The sequence below is a fragment of the Streptomyces phaeolivaceus genome, assembly GCF_009184865.1.
In the GTDB taxonomy this organism is placed as follows: domain Bacteria; phylum Actinomycetota; class Actinomycetes; order Streptomycetales; family Streptomycetaceae; genus Streptomyces; species Streptomyces phaeolivaceus.
Genome location: NZ_CP045096.1, coordinates 3,795,907 through 3,819,173, shown reverse-complemented (window position 1 = coordinate 3,819,173; position 23,267 = coordinate 3,795,907). Strand labels below are relative to the sequence as shown.

Annotated in this window: 1 protein-coding gene and 1 pseudogene; both read right to left on the bottom strand. The window is 73.8% G+C overall.

Annotated elements, in window-relative coordinates; genetic code table 11:
* Positions 1–9 precede the first annotated feature (9 nt).
* A pseudogene (locus tag F9278_RS49030) lies at positions 10–8,370 on the bottom strand (SDR family NAD(P)-dependent oxidoreductase); the annotation flags it as partial.
* Positions 8,371–8,479: 109 nt separating this feature from the next.
* Positions 8,480–23,191: a type I polyketide synthase gene (locus F9278_RS47150; RefSeq protein WP_226966789.1), complete on the bottom strand. Its 14,712-nt coding sequence runs from the start codon at positions 23,189–23,191 to the stop codon at positions 8,480–8,482.
* Positions 23,192–23,267: the final 76 nt, after the last annotated feature.

The window sequence follows — 23,267 nt, the reverse complement described above, 5'->3', positions numbered from 1 at the left end:
CTCGGCGGCGAGCTGCTCCTGGAGGAACTCGGCGACGTAGGCCGGGGTCGGGTAGTCGAAGAGCAGCATCGGGCTGAGGGTGAGGCCGGTGGCCTCGACCAGCCGATTGCGCAGTTCGACGGCGCTCAGGGAGTTGAAGCCGACCTCGAAGAAGGGGCTGTCGCCGTCCAGTTCGTCGTCGAAGACATCGTCGGGGTTCTGCTCGGTGCGGGCGGTCTCGGCCTGGGCCGCGACCAGGTCGACGAGGTGGGCGACCTGCTCCTCCGCGGACAGTCCGGCGAGCCGGGCCACGAGGGCCTGCCGGGTCGCTTCCAGCGCCTCGGCGCCGGGGTCGGTGGCGGTCTCCGTCTCGGGGGTGCTGATCGTCTCGGTGGTCACTGTGCCGGCCTCCAGCCAGTAGTCGCGGCGCTGGAAGGCGTACGTCGGGAGGGCCACCCGCCGTGCTCCCGTGAAGAGCGCCGTCCAGTCGATGGGTACGCCCCGGGTGTGCAGCCCGCCCAGCGCGGTGAGCGCGGTCTGCGCGTCGGGGGCGTCGACGCGCAGGGCGGGAAGGAAGACGGCGCCGTCGTCGCCGTCGTCCAGGCAGCCGGGGCCGAGCGCGGACAGCACCGCGGCGGGACCGGCCTCCAGGAAGGTGGCCACGCCCTGGGCACGCAGGGTGCGCACGGCGTCGGCGAAACGGACGACGCCGCGGGCGTGCCGCACCCAGTAGTCGGGAGAGGCGAGCTCCCGCGAAGTCGCGGGCGCCCCGGTCAGGGTGGAGATGACGGGGATGCGCGGTTCGTCGTAGGACAGCTCGGCGGCGACCTGCCGGAACTCCTCCAGCATCGGGTCCATCAGAGGCGAGTGGAAGGCATGACTGACCGTCAGCTCCTTTGTCCTGCGGCCGAGTCCGGTGAAGTGCGCGCCGATCGCCGCCGCCTCGGACGCGACGCCCGAGACCACCACGGACCGCGGCCCGTTGACGGCCGCGACGCCGACCCCGCCGGTCAGCAGCGGCAGCACCTCGTCCTCGGTCGCCTGCACGGCGATCATCGCGCCACCCGAGGGCAGCGCCTGCATCAGCCGGCCCCGCGCGGCCACCAGCCGCGCCGCGTCGGCCGGCGACCACACCCCGGCGACGTACGCGGCCGCCAGCTCGCCGATGGAGTGCCCGGCCAGGGCGCGCGGACGCACGCCCCAGGACTCGTAGAGGCGGTACAGCGCCACCTCGATCGCGAACAGCGCGGGCTGGGTGAACTCCGTACGGTCCAGATCGCCCACGCCCTCGAAGACGACGTCCTTGAGCGGGACGGGCAGACGCCGGTCGAGTTCCGCGGCGATGGCGTCGAAGGCCGCCGCGAAGGCGGGATACGTCTCGTACAACTCCCTTCCCATGCCGATGCGTTGGGCTCCCTGCCCGGTGAACAGCACCGCGAGGTGGCCTTTGGCGCGGCTGCCGCGGGCCACGCCCGGGAGCGAGCCCGCGCCGCCCTCGGCGAGGGCCCGGACCTTGGCGCGCAGGGTGCCGGTGTCCTCGCCGACGAGCACGGCCCGCTCGTCGAAGGCGGTACGGGTCAGCGCGAGGGCGTGCCCGAGGTCGTACGGGTCGCCGGGGGCGTCCGCCGTGTCCAGGAAGGCGTCGAGCCGCGCGGCCTGGGCGCGCAGGGCGTCGGCGGTCTTCGCGGACAGGGCCCAGGCGACGGGTCCGGCGGCCCGCGGGAAGGCGGCCTCGGCGACGGGTTCCGGTGCGGCCTCCTCCAGCAGCACGTGGGCGTTGGTGCCGCTGATACCGAACGAGGACACGCCCGCCCGGCGCGGGCGTCCTTCCTCCCGGGGCCAGGGACGGGCCTCGGTGAGCAGTTCGACGGCGCCCTCGGACCAGTCCACCTTCGGCGTCGGCTCATCCACGTGCAGCGTCTTCGGGAGCCGTTCGTTGCGCAGCGCCAGCACGGTCTTGATGACCCCGGCGACCCCGGCGGCGGCCTGCGCGTGCCCGATGTTCGACTTCAGGGAACCGAGCCACAACGGGCGCCCCTCCGGGCGGTTCCGGCCGTACGTCGCGAGCAGCGCCTGCGCCTCGATCGGGTCGCCCAGGACGGTGCCCGTGCCGTGCCCCTCCACCGTGTCCACATCGGCGGGCGTCAGGCCCGAGTTGGCGAGGGCGGCCCGGATGACCCGTTCCTGGGAGGGGCCGTTGGGGGCGGTCAGACCGTTGGAGGCGCCGTCCTGGTTGACGGCCGAGCCGCGGATCACGGCGAGCACAGGGTGCCCGTTGCGGCGCGCGTCCGACAGCCGCTCGACGAGCAGCACCCCGGCGCCCTCGGCCCAGTTGGTGCCGTCCGCGGAGGAGGAGAAGGCCTTGATCCGTCCGTCGGGCGCGAGCGCCCGCTGCGCCGCGAAGCCGACGTACGCGTCCGGCGTGGCCATCACGGCGAGCCCGCCGGCCAGCGCCAGGGAGCACTCTCCGCCGCGCAGCGCCTGGACGGCCATGTGGAGGGTGACCAGCGAGGAGGAGCAGGCGGTGTCGACGGTGACGGACGGGCCGGTCAGGTCGTACAGGTAGGAGACCCGGCCGGACAGCACGCTGCCGGACCGGCCGAGGCCGAGGAACGCGTCGACGCCGTCGGGGAGTCTGCGCACCCCGTTCGCGTAGTCGTGGTACATCAGGCCCGCGAAGACGCCGGTGTCGCTGCCGCGGACGGTGTGCGGGTCGATGCCGGCCCGCTCCAGCGTCTCCCAGACCAGCTCCAGCAGGATGCGCTGCTGCGGGTCGGTGCCGAGAGCCTCGCGTTCGGAGAGTCCGAAGAAGCCGGCGTCGAAGGCGCCCGCGCCGTGCAGGACCCCCGCCTCCTTCACGTACGTGGTGCCGGGGTGGCCGGGCTCCGGGTGGTAGAGGCCGTCCAGGTCCCAGCCCCGGTCGGTCGGGAAGCCGGTGACGGCGTCGTGGCCGCCGGAGACCAGGTCCCACAGCTGCTCGGGCGAGCTGATCCCGCCCGGTAGCCGACAGGCCATGCCCACGATGGCCACCGGCTCCCGGGCCGCGGCGGTGATCCGTTCGTTCTCCCGTCGCAGCCGCTCGTTCTCGGTGACGGACGCGCGCAGCGCCTCGACGAGTCGTTCGTCGGAAACAGTCATGATCTTCTCTCCCGGTCCGAGACCGAATCAGTTGGCCGTGCCGCTCAGGGCACGCGCCACGAGGCTCTCCACGTCCATGTCGGCGATCAGCTCGTCCGCCGTCCCGGCCGGCGAGCCGGACGCCGTCGTCCCCTCGCCGGTCTCCCGCGGTTCCCGCGGCACCAGCGCCTCGTCCAGCCGCCGGGCGAGCGCGGTCGGCGTGGGGTGGTCGAAGACGAGGGTGGCGGGCAGTCGTACGCCCGTGCGGGCGGCGAGCTGGTTGCGCAGCTCGACCGCGGTCAGCGAGTCGAAGCCCAGGTCCTTGAACGCCTGGTCCTCGGCCACCTGGTCGGCCCCCGCCAGGCCCAGCACCGCGGCGGCCTGCTCGGCGACCAGGTCGAGCACGGCCTGGTGCCGCTCCTGGGGCGGCAGACCGCCCAGCCGCTCGGCGAGGGACTCCACGGCCATCGCCCCGGCCGCCGCCCGCGCGGACCTGCGGACCGGCGGGACCAGCGCCCGCAGCAGGGCGGGTACGGCGTCCGGTCCGGTACGGTCGCGCAGGGCCGCGAAGTCGAAGCGGGCCGCGACCAGCGCCGCGTCGGGGACGTGCAGCGCGGCGTCGAAGAGGGCCAGCCCCTCGTCACCGGCCAGCGCCCGCATACCGCTGCGGCTCATCCGCTCGCGGTCGCTGTGCGCGAGGGAGTCCTGCATACCGCCGTTCTGCTCCCACATGCCCCAGGCCAGCGAGGTGGCGGGCAGCCCCAGCGAGCGACGGTGCTCGGCGAGGGCGTCCAAGTAGGCGTTGGCAGCAGCGTAGTTGGCCTGGCCCGCGCTGCCGACGGTGCCGGCGACGGACGAGTAGAGCACGAAGGCCGCGAGGTCCAGGTCCTTGGTCAGCTCGTGCAGATGCCAGGCGGCGTCCGCCTTCGGCCGGAACACCTTCGCCAGCCGCTCCGGACTCTGGGCCGCGATCACGCCGTCGTCCAGCACACCGGCCGTGTGCACGACCGCGGTCAACGGCCGCTCCACCGAGGCGATCAGCGCCCGCAAGGACTCGCGGTCCGAGACGTCGCACGCCTCGACCCGCACCACGGCACCCAAGTCACCCAGCTCATGCACGAGTTCGGCCGAACCCTCGGCGGCGATACCCCGCCGCCCCACCAACAGCAGGTGTTTCACCCCGTACGAGGTGACCAGGTGCCGGGCGAGGAGGGCGCCCAGGGTGCCCGTGCCGCCGACGATCAGGACGGCGCCCTCGGGGTCGAGGGTCCGGCCGGCCGGCGTACCGGTGCCGGCCGCGCGGGCGAGGCGGAGGGCGGCGACCGTCGCGTCACGGATCACCAGTTGGGGCTCGCCCACGACGGCCGCGGCGGCGATCCGCCCCGGTGCGACACCGTCGTCGGCGTCGACGAGGACGTACTGTCCGGGGTTCTCCGTCTGGGCGGAACGGACCAGTCCCCATACTGCGGCGGCCGCGGGGTCGGCGGCGTCGGCGCCCTTGGTACGCAGCACGAGGGTCGACCCGGGGCCGGCGGACCAGGCCTGCACCAACTTCAGTGCCCGGCCGGCGAGTTCGAGGGCCCGGGAGGGCCCGTCCGCCGCCTCTGCCTCGGTGAGGTCGGCGATGACGACGGCGGGCAGGTCGGCCCCGAGCCCGCTCAGGTCCGCGCCGGTCACGACGAACGGCACGTCCTCGGCACCGACGGCCACGGGCGTCCGCTCGACCCGGAACAGGGCGTCGGGCGCACGGGAGGCACCGAAGGTCTCGGGCGACAGCGGGCGGGTGACGAGGGTGCCGATCGACGCGACGGGGGCGCCGGTGTCGTCGGCGATCTCCAGCGCGACGCCGTCGGCACCGGCCGGGGTCACACGGACGCGCAACGCGGTGGCGCCGGAAGCGTGCAGGGCCACGTCGTACCAGGCGAACGGGAGCCGGGGCTCCCCGGTGCCCGTGCCACGGAAGACACCGGCCTGGAGGGCCGCGTCGAGCAGGGCGGGGTGGATGCCGAAGGCCCCGGGTTCCTGTCCGTCCGGCAGGGCGACCTCGGCGTACACCTCCTCGCCTTCGGTCCATACGGCGGTCAGGCCCTGGAAGGCGGGTCCGTACTCCAGACCGGCCGCACGGCGGTCCTCGTAGAACCCGGCGAGGTCCAGCTTCTCGGCACCCGCCGGGGGCCAGGCGGAGAAGTCGAACTCCCTTGTGTCATTGGCCTGTTCGACGAGCGAGCCGGTCACATGCCTCGTCCAGGGCGACTGCGGCCCGGCGTCGTGAGCGGCCGAGTACAGGCTGACCCCACGCCGCCCGTCCTCCAGTCCGCCCACGACCACCTGGACCCGTACTCCGCCCGCGGCGGGAAGCGCCAGCGGGGCCTCGATCACCAGTTCCTCGACGGTGCTCGTGCCCGCCTCGTCGCCGGCCCGCACGACCAACTCCACCAGTGCGGCGCCCGGGACGACGACCGTCCCGGCCACCGCGTGGTCCGCCAGCCATGGATGGCTGCGCAGCGACAGCAGACCCGTCGCCAACACCCCACCCGACTCCGGCAGTTGCGTGACCGCACCGAGAGCAGGGTGGCCGGCGGAGGCGAGACCCAGCGAGACGGCGTCGGAACGGGTCTCAAGGGGGCGCAGCCAGTACCGCTCGCGCTGGAAGGCGTACGTCGGCAGATCGACCCGGCGCCCGCCCGGCGCGAGCGCGGCCAGGTCGGTGGTGACTCCGTACTCGAAGAGCCGTCCGACGGCAGTCACCGCGGCCCGCGCCTCGGGGATGTCCGCGCGCTGGAAGGAAACGAACAGCGCGTCTTCTGGGCCGCATTCCTGCCCGAGCGCGGTGAGCACACCGGTGGGCCCGAGTTCGAGGAACGCGGTGACGCCCTGCTCGTGCAGCGAGGTGATGCCGTCGGCGAAGCGGACGGCTTCGCGGACATGGCGGGCCCAGTAGTCGGGGGAGGTCAGCTCGTCCGAGGTCGCGGGCCTTCCGGTGACGTTGGAGACGACACCGATCCGAGGCTCGTGGTAGGTGAGGGTGGCGGCGATCTGCCGGAACTCCTCCAGCATCGGGTCCATCAGCACCGAGTGGAAGGCATGACTGACCGTCAGCCGCTTGGTCCTACGACCCAGTGCGGCGAAGTGCGCACCGATCGCCTCTGCCTCCACCTCGACGCCCGAAACAACCACGGAGGTGGGTCCGTTGACGGCTGCGATGCCCACCCCGTCGGTCAGCAGCGGCAGCACCTCGTCCTCGCTCGCCTGCACGGCGATCATCGCGCCACCCGCAGGCAGCGCCTGCATCAGCCGGCCCCGGGCGGCCACCAGCCGCGCCGCGTCCGCGAGCGACCACACCCCGGCCACATGCGCCGCCGCCAGCTCGCCGATCGAATGCCCGGCCACGAAGTCCGGCCTGACACCCCACGACTCCACCAGCCGGAACAGAGCCACCTCGACCGCGAACAGCGCGGGCTGCGTGAACTCCGTACGGTCCACATCGCCCGCACCCTCGAAGACAATGTCCTTGAGCGGGACGGGCAGGTGCCGGTCCAGTTCCGCCACGACCTCGTCGAAGGCAGCGGCGAACACCGGATACGTCGCGTACAACTCCCGGCCCATCCCCACCCGTTGAGCACCCTGCCCGGTGAACAGCACCGCCAGACGACCACCCGCGACCGCAGGCACCTCGCCGGACAGCGACCGCAGTCCGGCCACGGCCTGCGCACGGTCCGCGGCGACGACCACGGCCCGGTGCTCCAGGGCGGCGCGGCTGGTCGCGAGCGAGTACGCGACGTCCGCCGGGGCGGACTCCCCGCTCTCCAGGTGGTCGGCGACTCGCTCGGCCTGCGCCTTCAGGGCGGCAGCGGACCGGGCCGAGACCACGAACGGCAGCGGACCAGTGAACCCCCGTTCCTCCAGGGCGGGTTCCTCGGCCGGCGCCTCCTCGATCACCACATGCGCGTTGGTGCCGCTCACCCCGAAGGACGAGACGCCCGCCCGCCGCACACGCCCCTCCTCCCGAGGCCACGCACGCGCCTCGGTGAGCAGTTCCACCGCACCCGCCGACCAGTCCACCTTCGGCGTCGGCTCATCCACATGCAACGTCTTCGGCAGCACCTCGTGCTCCAACGCCAACACCATCTTGATGACCCCGGCGACCCCGGCGGCCGACTGCGCGTGCCCGATGTTCGACTTGAGGGAGCCGAGCCACAGGGGGCGGTTCTCCGGCCGGTTCTGGCCGTACGCGGCGATGACCGCCTGGGCCTCGATCGGGTCGCCGAGGGCGGTGCCGGTGCCGTGCGCCTCGACCGCGTCCACGTCGGCCGGGGTCAGCCGGCCGTCGGCCAGGGCGGCCCGGATGACGCGCTGCTGGGAGGGTCCGTTGGGGGCGGTCAGGCCGTTGGACGCGCCGTCCTGGTTGACCGCCGTACCGCGAATGACGGCGAGCACGGGGTGGCCGTCGCGGCGCGCGTCGGAGAGGCGTTGCAGGAGCAGCAGGCCGGCTCCCTCGGACCAGTTGGTGCCGTCGGCAGCGGCCGAGAACGCCTTCGCGCGGCCGTCCCTGGCCAGTCCGCGCTGGCGGGAGAACTCGATGAAGCCGTCGGGCGTGGCCATCACCGCGACGCCGCCCGCGAGGGCCATCGAGCACTCGCCGCCGCGCAGGGACTGCGCGGCCAGGTGGATGGCGACCAGGGAGGAGGAGCAGGCGGTCTCGACGGTGACCGCGGGTCCCTCCAGACCGAGGGTGTAGGAGACACGGCCCGAGGTGGCGCTGCCGGAGTTGCCGATGCCGAGCATGCCCTCGACGGCCGGCGGGATGCGCTGCCCGGTGGGGGCGTAGTCGTGGTGCATGACGCCGGTGAAGATGCCGATGTTCTGCCCGGCGAGGCCGGACGGGTCGATGCCGGCGCGTTCGAAGGTCTCCCAGGAGGTCTCCAGGAGCAGCCGTTGCTGCGGGTTCATGGCGAGGGCCTCGCGCGGGGAGATCCCGAAGAAGCCCGCGTCGAACTCGCCCGCATCGTGCAGGAATCCGCCGTGCCGGGCGTAGGAGGTGCCGGCGTGGTCGGGGTCGTCGTCGAACAGGGTGTCCAGGTCCCAGCCGCGGTTGGCGGGGAACGCGGTGATGGCGTCGGCGCCGTCGGCGACCAGCCGCCACAGGTCCGCCGGGCCGGTGACCCCGCCCGGGAGCCGGCATGCCATGCCGACGATCGCGATCGGCTCATGTCTGGCGTCCTCGGCCTCGCGCAGCCGACCGTTGGCCCTGCGCAGGTCGGTGAGCGCCTTCTTGAGGTACTCGCGGAGCTTGTCCTCACTGCTTTGGGCGTCGTGTGCGGTGTCTGTGCTCATGTCTGTCCCTGTGTCCCTTCGCTCTCCGTGTGGTCCGCTTGCCGTCCGTTCAGGACAGACCGAGCTCGTTGTCGACGAGGGCGAACATCTCGTCGTCGGAGACCGTCTCCAGGTCCACGTCCTCAAGGCGGTCGGGGTGGAGGTTCTGCCACTTGGCGGTGAGCGCCTTGAGCCGCTCGGTGACCAGCCGTGCCCGTTCGGCGGGGTCGGTGCCGTCGTCGCCGGGGCCGGCCGTCATCGCCCGCTCCAGGCGGTCCAGTTCGTTCAGGACCGACAGCGACTCGGCGCTCTCGGGCTCCGTGGGCCGCAGTTGCTCCTGGAGGAGTTCGACCAGGGCGGCCGGCGTCGGGTGGTCGAAGACCAGCGTCGCGGGCAGCCGCACGCCGGTGGCCTCGGTGAGCCTGTTGCGGAACTCGACGGCCGTGAGCGAGTCGAAGCCCGCGTCCTTGAACGCCCGGGAGGCGTCGACGGTGGCCGGGTTGGCCACCCCCAGCACCGCGGCGACGTGCACCCGCACCACCTCGAGCAGCAGCTGCGCGCGCTCCTGCGGGGTCCTGCCGGCGAGGTGCTGGAGGAGGGTCTCTCCCGCCGGTGCGACGGCGGCCTTGGCGGTACGGCGGGCGGACGGCCGTACGAGACTCTGGAGCATCGGCGGGACCGCGGTGCCGTCCGAGGAGCGGGAGCGCAGGTCGGCCAGGTCGAGCCGGGCCGGTACGAGAAGCGCCTCGGTCGAGCCGAGCGCGGCGTCGAGCAGCGCCAGACCCTCGGCGGTGGGCAGGCCCAGCATGCCGCCGCGCCTGCCGCGGTCGTGGTCGGTGCCGTCGAGGTGAGCGGTCATGCCGGTCGCCTCGGCCCACATGCCCCAGGCGAGGGCGGTGGCGGGCAGGCCCTGCGAGCGGCGCTGTTCGGCGAGGGCGTCCAGGTAGGCGTTGGCAGCCGCGTAGTTGGCCTGGCCGGGGTTGCCGAGGACGCCTGCGGCAGAGGAGTACAGGACGAAGGCGCCGAGATCCGTCCCCCGGGTCAGCTCGTGCAGATGGCGGGCGGCGTCCGCCTTCGGGCGGAACACCTTCTCCAGCCGCTCGGGGCTCTGGGCCGCGATGACACCGTCGTCGAGTACGCCCGCCGTGTGCACGATCGCCGTCAACGGCCGTTCCACGGAGGCCAGGAGGGCCTGGAGCGCGGTACGGTCGGAGGCGTCGCACGCCTCGATCCGCACCTGGGTTGCGCCCAACTCGCCTAGTTCCGCCGCTAGTTCGGACGCCCCCTCGCTTTCCGGGCCGCGTCGGCCCACCAGCAGCAGATGCCGGGCGCCGTGCTTCGCCACCACGTGCCGGGCCACCAGCCGGCCCAGCGTCCCGAGACCGCCCGTGATCAGGACGGTCCCCTCCGGGTCGAGGCCGCCGAAGGTGTCCTCGGTGGCCCTGGGTTCGCGGGTGAGCCGGGGTGCGGTGGCCTCGCCGTCACGCAGGGCGAGTTGGGGTTCGCCTGAAGCGAGGGCGGCCGGCAGACGGTCGGCGGATGCTTCGTCCAGGTCGACCAGGGCGATCCGGCCGGGGTTCTCGGACTGCGCGGTGCGCACGAGCCCCCAGACCGCGCCGCCCGCCGGGTCGGTCACGTCGCGGACCGCGCCGCAGGTGACGACGGCAAGCCGGGAGCCGTCGAACCGCGGTTCGGCCAGCCAGGCCTGGAGTACGTCGAGCGTCCGGGCCGTCGCCTCGAAGGCGCCCTCCCCGTCCGGTAGTTCCAGCAGCAGCCACTCGGGCGCGGACGCGGCGAGTGCGCGGACGGCGGGTCCGTCGGCGACGGCGACCGGGGCCGGCCGGCCCGCCGCGGCGGGCTCGGGCAGCGCGACCGGGTTCCAGGACACGCGGTACAGGTGCTCATGGGCCGGGACACCGGCCGCTCCGAGTTGCCCGGCGGACACCTCGCGCATGGTGAGGGTGCCGATGCCGGCGACGGGGGCGCCGGTGTGGTCGGCGATGTCCAGGGTGAGTCCGTCGGCGCCACTGCGGGCCGCGCGGACGCGCAGCGCGGTGGCGCCGGACGCGTAGAGGGACACCTCGTTCCAGGCGAACGGCAGCCGGGTCGTCCCCGGGGCCGGGTCGCCGGTCGCCGGGAGCAGTCCGGTCGTCTGGAGGGCGGCGTCGAGGAGCGCGGGGTGGATGCCGAAGCCTTCGGCGGACTGTCCCTCGGGCAGCACGACCTCCGCGTACACCTCCTCGCCCTTGGTCCACACGGCCCGGACGCCCTGGAAAGCGGGCCCGTAGGCGTAACCGGTGTCGAGCTGGCGGTCGTAGAACCCGTCGACGGCGACCTGCTCCGCCTGGGCGGGCGGCCACTGGCCCAGGTCGAAACCGGCGTCCGGGGCCTGCTCGGTGAGGAACCCGGTGACGTGCCGCGTCCACGGTGTCTCCGGTCCGGCGTCCTGCGGGGCCGAGTGGACGGTGACCGGGCGCCGGCCGAGTTCGTCGAGGGCCGCCACCGACACCTGAAGGCGTACGCCACCGGTCTCGGGCAGCACCAGCGGCGCCTCGACGACCAGCTCGTCGACCGTGCTCGTGCCCGCCTCGTCGCCGGCCCGCACGACCAACTCCACCAGTGCGGCGCCCGGGACGACGACCGTCCCGGCCACCGCGTGGTCCGCCAGCCACGGGTGGCTGCGCAGCGACAGCAGACCCGTCGCCAACACTCCGCCGAAGTCCGGTAGCTGGGCGAACGCCCCGAGGAGCGGATGGTCCGCGCCGCTCAGCCCCAGCGACGAGGCGTCACCGGCCCCGCCCCGGTCCCGCGGCCAGTACCACTCGCGCTGGAAGGCGTACGTCGGCAGCTCCACCCGGCGCGCCCCGCTGCCCGCGAAGAGCGCGGTCCAGTCGACCGCGCGCCCCGCGGAGTGCAGCGCACCGAGCGCGGCCAGCACGGACTCGGCCTCACCGCGCCCCCGCCGCAGCAGGGTCGCGAGCCGGGCGTCGGCGCCGTCGAGGATCTCCTGCGCGAGGGCGGTGAGGATCCCGTCGGGCCCGGCCTCCAGGAAGACGGTGACGCCCTGCTCGTGGAGCGCGGCCACACCGTCGGCGAAGCGGACGGCCTCGCGGACGTGCCGGGCCCAGTAGTCGGGGGAGGTCAGTTCGTCCGAGGTCGCGGGCTTTCCGGTGACGTTGGAGACGACACCGATTCGCGGCTCGTGGTAGGTGAGGGTGGCGGCGATCTGCCGGAACTCCTCCAGCATCGGGTCCATCAGCACCGAGTGGAACGCGTGACTGACCGTCAGCCGCTTGGTCTTGCGCCCCATTCCGGCGATGACCCGGGCGACGGACTCCGCGGGTCCCTCCTCACCCGAAATCACCAGGGAGGTGGGTCCGTTGACGGCTGCGATGCCCACCCCGTCGGTCAGCAGCGGCAGCACCTCGTCCTCGGTCGCCTGCACGGCGATCATCGCGCCGCCCGCAGGCAGCGCCTGCATCAGCCGGCCCCGGGCGGCCACCAGCCGCGCCGCGTCCGCGAGCGACCACACCCCGGCCACATGCGCCGCCGCCAGCTCGCCGATGGAGTGCCCGGCCACGAAGTCCGGCCTGACACCCCACGACTCCACCAGCCGGAACAGAGCCACCTCGACCGCGAACAGCGCGGGCTGCGTGAACTCCGTACGGTCCACATCGCCCGCACCCTCGAAGACGATGTCCTTGAGCGGGACGGGCAGGTGCCGGTCCAGTTCCGCCACGACCTCGTCGAAGGCGGCGGCGAACACCGGATACGTCGCGTACAACTCCCGGCCCATCCCCACCCGTTGAGCACCCTGCCCGGTGAACAGCACCGCCAGACGACCGCCCGCGACCGCAGGCACCTCGCCGGACAGCGACCGCAGTCCGGCCACGGCCTCCGCACGATCCGCGGCCACGACCACGGCACGGTGCTCCAGAGCCGCACGAGAGACCACCAGCGCACGGGCCACGTCCGCCGGGGCGGACTCCCCGCTCTCCAGGTGGTCGGCGACTCGCTCGGCCTGCGCCTTCAGGGCGGCAGCGGACCGGGCCGAGACCACGAACGGCAGCGGACCAGTGAACCCCCGTTCCTCCAGGGCGGGTTTCTCGGCCGGCGCCTCCTCGATCACCACATGCGCGTTGGTGCCGCTCACCCCGAAGGACGAGACGCCCGCCCGCCGCACACGCCCCTCCTCCCGAGGCCACGCACGCGCCTCGGTGAGCAGTTCCACCGCACCCGCCGACCAGTCCACCTTCGGCGTCGGCTCATCCACATGCAGCGTCTTCGGCAGCACCTCGTGCTCCAACGCCATCACCATCTTGATCAGGCTCGCCACGCCGGCGGCGCCCTGCGAGTGACCGATGTTCGACTTCACGGAGCCGAGCCACAGGGGATCGCGGTCGCCGCGGTCCCGTCCGTAGGTGGCGAGGAGCGCCTGGGCCTCGATCGGGTCGCCGAGGGCGGTGCCGGTGCCGTGTGCCTCGACCGCGTCCACGTCGGCCGGGGTCAGCCGGCCGTTGGCCAGGGCCGCCTGGATGACGCGCTGCTGGGAGGGGCCGTTGGGGGCGGTCAGGCCGTTGGACGCGCCGTCCTGGTTGACGGCCGTACCGCGCACCAGGGCGAGCACGGGGTGGCCGTTGCGGCGCGCGTCGGACAGCTTCTCCACCAGCAGGACGCCGACGCCCTCGGACCAGGCCGTGCCGTCGGCCCCGGCCGCGAACGCCTTGACGTGGCCGTCCCTGGCCAGTCCGCGCTGACGGGAGAACTCGATGAAGGTGTCCGGCGTCGCCATGACCATCGCGCCGCCCGCGAGGGCCATCGAGCACTCGCCGCCGCGCAGGGACTGTACGGCCATGTGCAGGGCGACCAGCGAGGACGAGCACGCGGTGTCGACGCTGATGGCAGGGCCCTCCAGGCCCAGCGCGTAGGAGACGCGGCCGGAGGCGACGCTGCCCGCGGTGCCGGTCAGCCTGAGGCCCTGGAGTTCCGCGGGCGCGTGCTGGAGGCGGACGGTGTAGTCGTGGCTGATGAGGCCGGTGAAGACGCCGGTGTCCGAGCCGCGCAGGGTCGTCGGGTCGATGCCCGCCCGTTCCAGGGTCTCCCAGCTGACTTCGAGGAGCAGCCGCTGCTGCGGGTCCATGGCGAGGGCCTCGCGCGGGGAGATCCCGAAGAAGCCCGCGTCGAACTCGCCGACGTCGTGCAGGAACGCGCCACGGTCGACGTACGACCGGTCGATGGCGTCCGGGTCCGGGTCGAAGAGGGCGTCCAGGTCCCAGCCGCGGTTGTCGGGGAAGCCGCCCATGACGTCGAGCCCGTCGGCGACCAGCCGCCACAGCTCCTCGGGGCCGGTGGCTCCGCCGGGGAAGCGGCAGCCCATGGCGACGATCGCGATCGGCTCGTCGGGGGCCTCGGGCGTCGCGGTGGCGGGCCGCGCGGGTGTCGTGCCGGCGGCGGCCCGGGCCCCCTCGTCGAGGCCGAGTTCGTCGTGCAGGTGGCCGGCCAGGGCGGTCGGCGTCGGGTAGTCGAAGACCACGGTCGCCGAGAGCTTGACCCCGCTCGCGGCCGTGAGCCGGTTGCGGAGTTCGACGGAGGTCAGCGAGTCGAAGCCGGCGTCCTTGAAGGCGCGTTCGCCGTCGATGGTGTGGGCGGCCGAGTGGCCGAGGACGGTCGCCGCCTGGGCGCGGACCAGGTCGAGCAGACGCAGCTCCCGCTCGTCCCGGGACAGCGGCGCCAGCTCCTGCCGCAGCGAACCCTCCGCCGCGGCACCCGCCTTCGCGGTCTGCCGGCCCTGCCGTACGAGACCGCGCAGCAGCTGCGGTACGGCCTGACTCGCGGCCCTGGACCGCAGGCCCTCAAGGTCCAGCCGGGCCGGGACGAGCGCGGCCTCGGGCGAACGCAGACCGGCGTCGAAGAGGGCGTTGCCGGTCTCGGCGGTGAGGCCGCGCATGCCGTCGCGCTTGTTCCGTTGCAGGGCCGCCGTGTCGAGCGACCCGGCCATGCCCTCGGACCACATGCCCCAGGCGAGCGAAGTGGCAGGCAGCCCCAGCGAGCGACGGTGCCCGGCGAGGCCGTCCAGGTACCCGTTGGCGGCCGCGTAGTTGGCCTGGCCCGGGTTGCCGAGGACACCGGCTGCCGAGGAGTACACGACGTAGGCCGCGAGGTCCAGGCCCTTCGTCAGCTCGTGCAGTTGCCATGCCGCTTCCGCCTTCGGCTGGAAAACCCGTTCCAGCCGCTCGCGCGACTGGGCCGCGATCACACCGTCGTCCAGCACACCGGCCGTATGCACGACCGCGGTCAACGGCCGCTCCACCGAGGCGATGAGCGCCCGAAGGGCCTCCGGGTCCGAGACGTCACATGCCTCGACCCGCACCTCGGCACCCGACTCGCCGAGTTCCGCGACGAGTTCGGCCGCGCCTTCGGTGGCGATGCCCCGCCGCCCCACGAGCAGCAGATGCCGTATCCCGTACGAGGTGACCAGGTGCCGGGCGACCAGTCGGCCCAGCGTCCCCAGACCGCCCGTGACCAGCACCGTCCCCTCGGGGTCGAGGGCGCGCGGCACGGTGAGGACGACCTTCCCGATGTGGCGGGCCCGGCTGACGTACCGGAATGCCTCGGGGGCCTTGCGGACGTCCCAGGCCCGGACCGGCAGCGGGGTCAGCTCGCCCCGTTCGAAGAGGGTGACGAGTTCGGTGAGGATCTCCTGGACCCGGTCCGGTCCGGCCTCCACGAGGTCGAAGGCCTGGTAGGCGACGCCGGGGTGGGCGGCGGCCACCTCGTCGGCGTCACGGATGTCCGTCTTGCCCATCTCCAGGAAGCGTCCGCCGCGCGGCAGCAGGTCGAGGGAGGCGTCCACGAACTCGTGGGCCAGCGCGTCGAGTACGACGTCCACGCCCCGCCCGTCGGTGGCCGCGAGGAAGCGCTCCCGGAAGTCGAGGGTGCGGGAGTTGCCGATGTGCGGCTCGTCCAGGCCGTTCGCGCGCAGAGCGTCCCACTTGCCGGGGCTCGCGGTGCCGAACACCTCGGCGCCGGCCTGCCGGCACAGCTGGACGGCGGCCATGCCGACCCCGCCCGCGGCGGCGTGCACCAGCACGGACTCGCCGGCCCGCAGCCCGGCCCGGTCGAACAGGCCGTAGTACGCCGTGCTGAAGACGATCGGCACACTGGCCGCCTGCTCGTACGTCCACCCGGCGGGCATCCGTACGAGGTGGCGGTGGTCGGCGAGGGCCTCGGGCCCGAAGCCGTCACGCAGCAGGCCCATCACCCGGTCGCCGGGGGCGAGCGAGGTGACGCCGGGGCCGGTCTCCAGGACGACACCGGCGCCCTCGCCGCCGAAGTGGGCCTTGCCCGGGTACATGCCGAGGGCGATCAGCACGTCACGGAAGTTCAGGCCGGCCGCCCGTACGGCGATCCGGACCTGCCCCTCGGCGAGCGGCTCGCGGACCTCGGGGCTGGGCAGCAGCGCCAGGTTCTCCAGGGTGCCGGTCGCGGTGACGTCGAGGTGCCAGGCGTCGGTGCCGGCCGGGACCGCCAGGGCCTCGGAGGCGGCGGCCCGGGCCAGCCGGGGGGTGCTCGCTCGGCCCGCGCGGACGGCCAGCTGCGGCTCGCCGGTGGCGAGGGCGGCGGGCAGCGCGTCGCGGGAGGCGGGGTCGTCGTCGATCGCGGCCAGGACGATCCGGTCGGGGTTCTCGGACTGGGCGGACCGCACCAGACCCCAGACCGCCGAGGCGGCCGGATCGGCGAGCGGGTCACGGGTCAGCACGACCAGGCGGCCGTCCGAGCCACCGAGGTGGGCCTGCACGACGGCGAGCACCCGGCCGGCCAGTTCGAGGGCGCCGGCGGAGCCGTCGGCGACGGGAGCGGTGACGTCGACGACGGCGTCGTCGACGTCCGCCGTCACGGTCTCGTCGGCGGGCGCGGTCAGCGGCACCCAGTCGACCAGGAACAGCGAGTCGTGCACCGGTGTGCGCGCGGCGCCCAGCTGTTCGCCGGAGACGGGCCGCAGCACCATCGCCCCGATGTCGGCCACGGGCGCGCCGCTCCGATCGGCGAGGCTCAGCGAGACGCCGTCGGCGCCGGACGCGACCGCCCGAACGCGCAGCGCGGTGGCGCCGGAGGCGTGCAGGGACACCTGGTTCCAGGCGAACGGCAGCAGGGTCCGCCCGGTGTCGGTCTCCTGCCCGGCCAGGAACATCCCGCTGTGCAGGGCCGCGTCGAGCAGCGCGGGGTGAATGCCGAAGCCGTCGCCGGTCCGCCCCTCGGCGAGCTCGACGTCGGCGAAAACCTCGGCACCGCGCCGCCAGACCTGCTTCAGGCCCTGGAAGGCGGGTCCGTACTCCAGACCGGCCGCACGGCGGTCCTCGTAGAACCCGGCGAGGTCCAGCTTCTCGGCACCCGCCGGGGGCCAGGCGGAGAAGTCGAACTCCCTTGTGTCATTGGCCTGTTCGACGAGCGAGCCGGTCACATGCCTCGTCCAGGGCGACTGCGGCCCGGCGTCGTGAGCGGCCGAGTACAGGCTGACCCCACGCCGCCCGTCCTCCAGTCCGCCCACGACCACCTGGACCCGTACTCCGCCCGCGGCGGGAAGCGCCAGCGGGGCCTCGATCACCAGTTCCTCGACGGTGCTCGTGCCCGCCTCGTCGCCGGCCCGCACGACCAACTCCACCAGTGCGGCGCCCGGGACGACGACCGTCCCGGCCACCGCGTGGTCCGCCAGCCATGGATGGCTGCGCAGCGACAGCAGACCCGTCGCCAACACCCCACCCGACTCCGGCAGTTGCGTGACCGCACCGAGAAGGGGGTGTTCCGCCCCGGCGAGCCCGGCGCCGGAGACGTCCGCGCTCCGGCCCACGTCCTCCAGCCAGTACCGCTCGCGCTGGAAGGCGTACGTCGGCAGATCGACCCGGCGCGCACCGGCGCCGGCGAAGACCGCCTCGGGGTCCAGCGCGACGCCGTACTCGAAGAGCCGCCCCAACGCGGTGACGACGGAACGCGGTTCGGCGGCACCGCCCCGCAGCAGGGTGACGAACCCGGTGCCTGCCGAGTCCGTGACGACGCCCTGCGCGAGGGCGGTGAGGATCCCGTCGGGCCCGGCCTCCAGGAAGACGGTGACGCCCTGCTCGTGCAGCGAGGTGATGCCGTCGGCGAAGCGGACGGCTTCGCGGACATGGCGGGCCCAGTAGTCGGGGGAGGTCAGTTCGTCCGAGGTCGCGGGCTTTCCGGTGACGTTGGAGACGACACCGATTCGCGGCTCGTGGTAGGTGAGGGTGGCGGCGATCTGCCGGAACTCCTCCAGCATCGGGTCCATCAGCACCGAGTGGAACGCGTGACTGACCGTCAGCCGCTTGGTCTTGCGCCCCATTCCGGCGATGACCCGGGCGACGGACTCCGCGGGTCCCTCCTCACCCGAAATCACCAGGGAGGTGGGTCCGTTGACGGCTGCGATGCCCACCCCGTCGGTCAGCAGCGGCAGCACCTCGTCCTCGGTCGCCTGCACGGCGATCATCGCGCCGCCCGCAGGCAGCGCCTGCATCAGCCGGCCCCGGGCGGCCACCAGCCGCGCCGCGTCCGCGAGCGACCACACCCCGGCCACATGCGCCGCCGCCAGCTCGCCGATGGAGTGCCCGGCCACGAAGTCCGGCCTGACACCCCACGACTCCACCAGCCGGAACAGAGCCACCTCGACCGCGAACAGCGCGGGCTGCGTGAACTCCGTACGGTCCACATCGCCCGCACCCTCGAAGACGATGTCCTTGAGCGGGACGGGCAGGTGCCGGTCCAGTTCCGCCACGACCTCGTCGAAGGCGGCGGCGAACACCGGATACGTCGCGTACAACTCCCGGCCCATCCCCACCCGTTGAGCACCCTGCCCGGTGAACAGCACCGCCAGACGACCACCCGCGACCATCCCGCCGTCGTCCGCGGCGAGCGACCGCAGGGCGGCCACCGCCTCGGGCAGGTCGTCCGCGACGACGGAGGCGCGGTGGTCGAGCGCCGCGCGGGAGGTGAGCAGGGAGTACGCGACGTCCGCCGGGGCGGACTCCTCGTTCTCCAGGTGGTCGGCGACTCGCTCGGCCTGCGCCTTCAGGGCGGCAGCGGACCGGGCCGAGACCACGAACGGCAGCGGACCAGTGAACCCCCGTTCCTCCAGGGCGGGTTCCTCGGCCGGCGCCTCCTCGATCACCACATGCGCGTTGGTGCCGCTCACCCCGAAGGACGAGACGCCCGCCCGCCGCACACGCCCCTCCTCGCGGGGCCAAGGGCGTGCCTCCGTGAGGAGTTCGACCGAACCCTCGGACCAGTCGACGTGCGGGGTGGGCTCGTCGATATGGAGGGTCTTGGGCATCTCCTCGTTGCGCAGGGCCATGACCATCTTGATGACCCCGGCGACCCCGGCGGCCGACTGCGCGTGCCCGATGTTCGACTTGAGGGAGCCGAGCCACAGGGGGCGGTTCTCCGGCCGGTTCTGGCCGTACGCGGCGATGACCGCCTGGGCCTCGATCGGGTCGCCGAGCGTGGTGCCGGTGCCGTGCGCCTCGACGACGTCGACGTCCGTGGACGCCAGTCGGCCGTTGGCGAGGGCCTGGCGGATGACGCGCTGCTGGGAGGGGCCGTTGGGTGCGGTCAGGCCGTTGGACGCGCCGTCCTGGTTGACGGCCGAGCCGCGGACCACGGCGAGCACGGGGTGGCCGTTGCGGCGCGCGTCGGACAGCTTCTCCAGGAGGACCACGGCGACGCCCTCGGACCAGGCGGTGCCGTCGGCGGCGGCCGAGAAGGCCTTCGCGCGGCCGTCGGCGGCGAGGCCGCGCTGACGGGAGAACTCGATGAAGACGCCGGGGGTCGGCATCAGAGCGGCGCCGCCCGCGAGGGCCATGGAGCACTCGCCGCTCTGCAGGGAGCGGACGGCGAGATGCAGGGCGACCAGGGAGGAGGAGCAGGCGGTGTCGACGGTGACCGCGGGGCCCTCCAGGCCGAGGGTGTAGGAGACACGGCCCGAGGCGACGCTGCCGGCGATGCCGATGCCGATGTAGCCCTCGGTGCCTTCGGGGACCTGCTGGACGTTGCTGCCGTAGTCGTGGTGCATGAGGCCGCTGAAGACGCCGATGTGCGCGCCGCCGAGGCCGGTCGGGTCGACGCCCGCGCGTTCGAAGGTCTCCCAGGAGGTCTCCAGGAGCAGCCGCTGCTGGGGGTCCATGGCGACGGCCTCGCGCGGGGAGATCCCGAAGAAGCCCGCGTCGAACTCGGCGATCTGCGGGAGGAATCCGCCGTGCCGGGTGTACGAGGTGCCGGGGTGGTCGGGGTCGGGATGGTGCAGGCGTTCCAGGTCCCAGCCGCGGTCGTCGGGGAACTCGCTGATGGCGTCGGTGCCGTCGGCGACCAGCCGCCACAGCTCCTCGGCGCTCGCCACGCCGCCGGGCAGTCGGCAGCCCGTGGCGACGATCGCGATCGGCTCGTCGGACGCGGCGGTCTCCGGCACCTCGACGACGGGCTCCTCTTCGAGCAGGCCGAACAGCAGGCGGCGCAGCTGGGCGGCGACGGCGGCGGGCCTGGGCCGGTCGAAGGCGAGGGTGACGGGCAGCCGCAGCCCGGTCCGCTCGGTGAGCCGGTTGCGCAGCTCGACGGCGGTCGCGGAGGTGAAGCCGAGTTCCTTGAAGCTGCGGCTGGTGTCGCGCGCGGCCGGTCCGGCGATGGCGCGGACCTGTTCGGCCACCAGCTCCAGCAGGTGGCGCTCCTGCTCGGTCCTGGTGAGACCGGAGAGCCGGGCGCGCAGGGCGTCCGTGGCGTGCTCGTCGGGGGCGGCGGCGGTGCGCGGGACGTCGATGAGGTCGGCGAGGAGCGCGGGCACCTCGCGGTCGCCGAGCGCGCCGGCGTCGGGCCGCAGGGCGGCCAGTTGGGGCTGCGCGACGGTGTGCGCGGCGTCGAACATGGTGAGTGCCTCGGGCACCGACAGGGAGCGGACGGGCCAGGGCAGGCCCTGCGCGGTGCCCTCGGTGCCCGGCCCGGCGGGCGCGGTCTCCGACACAGGTCCGAGGGCCAGCGAGAGCGCGGGCAGGCCGCGGGCGTGGCGGTGGCCGGCGAGGGCGTCGAGGGCCGCGGCGGCGGCAGCGGCGGGTCCGTGGCCCGGGATGCCGGCCAGGCCGTGGGCGGGGCTCACCACGATGAACGTGGCGAGCATGGAGTTCTTGGTCAACTCGTGCAGGGAGAGGGCGCCTTGGAGGGCGACGTGGCGGCCCTCGCGGGTGCCGAGGTCCTCACGGCCCGCGGTGTGCACGATCGCGGTGACGGGCGCCGCGGCCCGGGCGATCAGCTTGGCGAGCGCCTTGCGGTCGGCCGTGTCGCAGGTCTCGACGCGTATGTCGACACCGGCGCGGGCGAGTTCGTCGCGCAGATCGGCGTGGGCCCGGCCGTCCTTGCCGGCCAGCAGGATGCGGCGGGCGCCGTACACCGCGGCGAGGTGGCGGGTGAGGTGCTCGGCGGTGACCGGGTCGGTGCCGGTGACCAGGACGGTTCCGCTGGTGTCGGGCATGCCGGTGCGGCGCGCACCGGCTGCGGCGTGCGCGCTGCCGACGGCGGCGGCGCGCACCAGCCGGGGGCGCAGGACGACTCCGTCGCGGACGGCGCTCTGCGGTTCCTGGGAGGCGACGGCGAGGGACAGGGCGGCGGCGAGCCTGGGCGCCTCGTCCTCCTCGTCGGCGCCGAGGTCGACCAGTACGAACCGGTCGGGGAAGTCGGTCTGATAGGTGCGCACGAGCCCCCACACGGCAGCGTGGGTCAGGCCGTCGAGGGCGTCGTCGGGCCCGGTGGCGACGGCGTCCCGGGTGGCGACGACGAGCGGCAGTCCGGCGGTGCGCTGCTCGGCGAGCCAGCCGTCGAGCGCCTCGCCGAGCCGGGCGACGAGCGCCTCGATCCCCTCGGTGCGGCCGACCGGCCCGGTGCCGTGCACATCCCCGAGCAGGAGTACGGCGGTGTCCGGGGCCTCGGCTCCGGCGGCGAGGTCCTCCACCAGCGAGTCGAGGGCGTCGATCCCGGCCAACGCGTCGACTTCGGCGAGGTCTGCCAGGCCGCCCAGGGAGAGGTGGGTCTCGACGGTGTTGCCCGACTCGCGCAGGGCGCCGGTGAGTTCACTGCCGTGGATGTCACCGGCCAGCGCCCAGCGGCCGGGCACCGGCTGCGGGGCGGCGACCGAGGGCAGCGGCAGCCAGTCGGTGCGCAGGAGGGACTCGTAGCGGCCGTCGCCGGAGGCGCGCAGCCGGGCCGGGCGGCCGAGCAGGACGTGCCGCATGATCTTGCCGGAGGCGGTGCGGGGGATGCGGTCGATCTCGTACAGCTCCTCCGGGACCTTGTGATAAGCGAGGTGCTGCCGGCAGGTCTCGAAGAGGCGCTCCAGGTCGACGCCCCGCGGGCCGGGGACGAGGAAGGCGACCGGGACCTCGCCGAGCACTTCGTGGGGCCGGCCCGCGACCGCCACGTCGGCGACGCCGGGCACGGTGCGCAGGACGTCCTCCACCTCGCCGGGGTGGATGTTCTCGCCGCCGCGGATGATCAGTTCCTTGATGCGGCCGGTGACGGTGAAGTAGCCCTGCTCGTCGCGGCGGGCCAGGTCGCCGGTGCGGAACCAGCCGTCCCCCAGGGCGGCGGCGGTGGCCTCGGGCTGGTTGTGGTAGCCGACCATGACGCTGGCGCCCTTGACCCAGACCTCGCCCTCGGCGCCGACGGGGACGTCCTGGCCGCTCTCGTGGTCGACGAGCCGGACGTCGAGGCCGGGCACGGGCAGCCCGCAGGAGCCCTCGACCCGGGCGCCCGTGGGCCAGTTGATGGTGATGGAGCCGCAGGTCTCGGTGGAGCCGTAGGCGTCGAGCAGCGGGGCGCCGAAGACCTCCTCGAAGGAGCGGCGCAGCTCGGCGGTGGTGACGGCCCCGCCGACCAGGCACATCCGCAGATCGGGCGCGGTGAAGCCGCCGGCCTTCGCGGCCTGCACGAGGTAGTGGTACATCGTCGGCACGCCCGCCAGGAACGTCGCCCGCTCCTCGCGTACGGCGTCGAGGATCTCGTCCGCGGAGAAGCCGTCGACGATCCGGGTGGTGGCGCCGACGGCCGTCACGGTCAGCACGCAGACGATGTGGGAGAGGCTGTGGAACAGCGGCAGCGGCCAGACGACCCGGTCCTCGTGGGTGAGGCCGGGTATCGGGGCGTAGCACGCGGCCACCGAGGTCAGGCAGTTGCGCTGGGTGGACAGCACGCCCTTGGGGCGGCCGGTGGTGCCGGAGGTGTAGAGCATCCAGGCGACGTCGTCGAGGCCGAGGTCGTCGCGTGCGGGCTCGGCCGGTTCGGTCGTCGCGAGCTTCTCGAAGGAGACCGTGCCGGCGGGGGCGGGCCCGTCTCCGGTGACGACGACCCTGAGGTGCGGGCGGTCCTTCACCAGGCGGCCGACGACATCCAGCAGGGCGGGCTCGGTGATCAGGGCCCGGGCCCCGCTGTCGTCCAGGAGGTGGGCGAGTTCGGGCTCGGTCAGACGGGGGTTGAGGGGGACGCCGACGGCTGCCGCCCTCGTGATCGCCAGATAGCTCTCGACGAACTCCACGCTGTTGCCGTGCAGGATCGCGGCCCGGTCGCCGGGCTGCAGCCGCAGCGCCGCCAGATGACCGGCGAGCCTGCGGGTACGGGCCTCCAGTTCGGCGTGGGTCACCTCGCGGGTGGCGTCACGGTAGGCGGTCTTCGCTCCGAAGCGATCGGCGTTCGCCTTCAGCAGCTGGGGCACCGGCCGGATCAATTCGGTTCGCAGCATGGCGGAACACCTCTCAGGGAAAGGAGACTCGTGGACTACACGGGCAGACTCTTGACGGAGACTTCAGAGTCACATT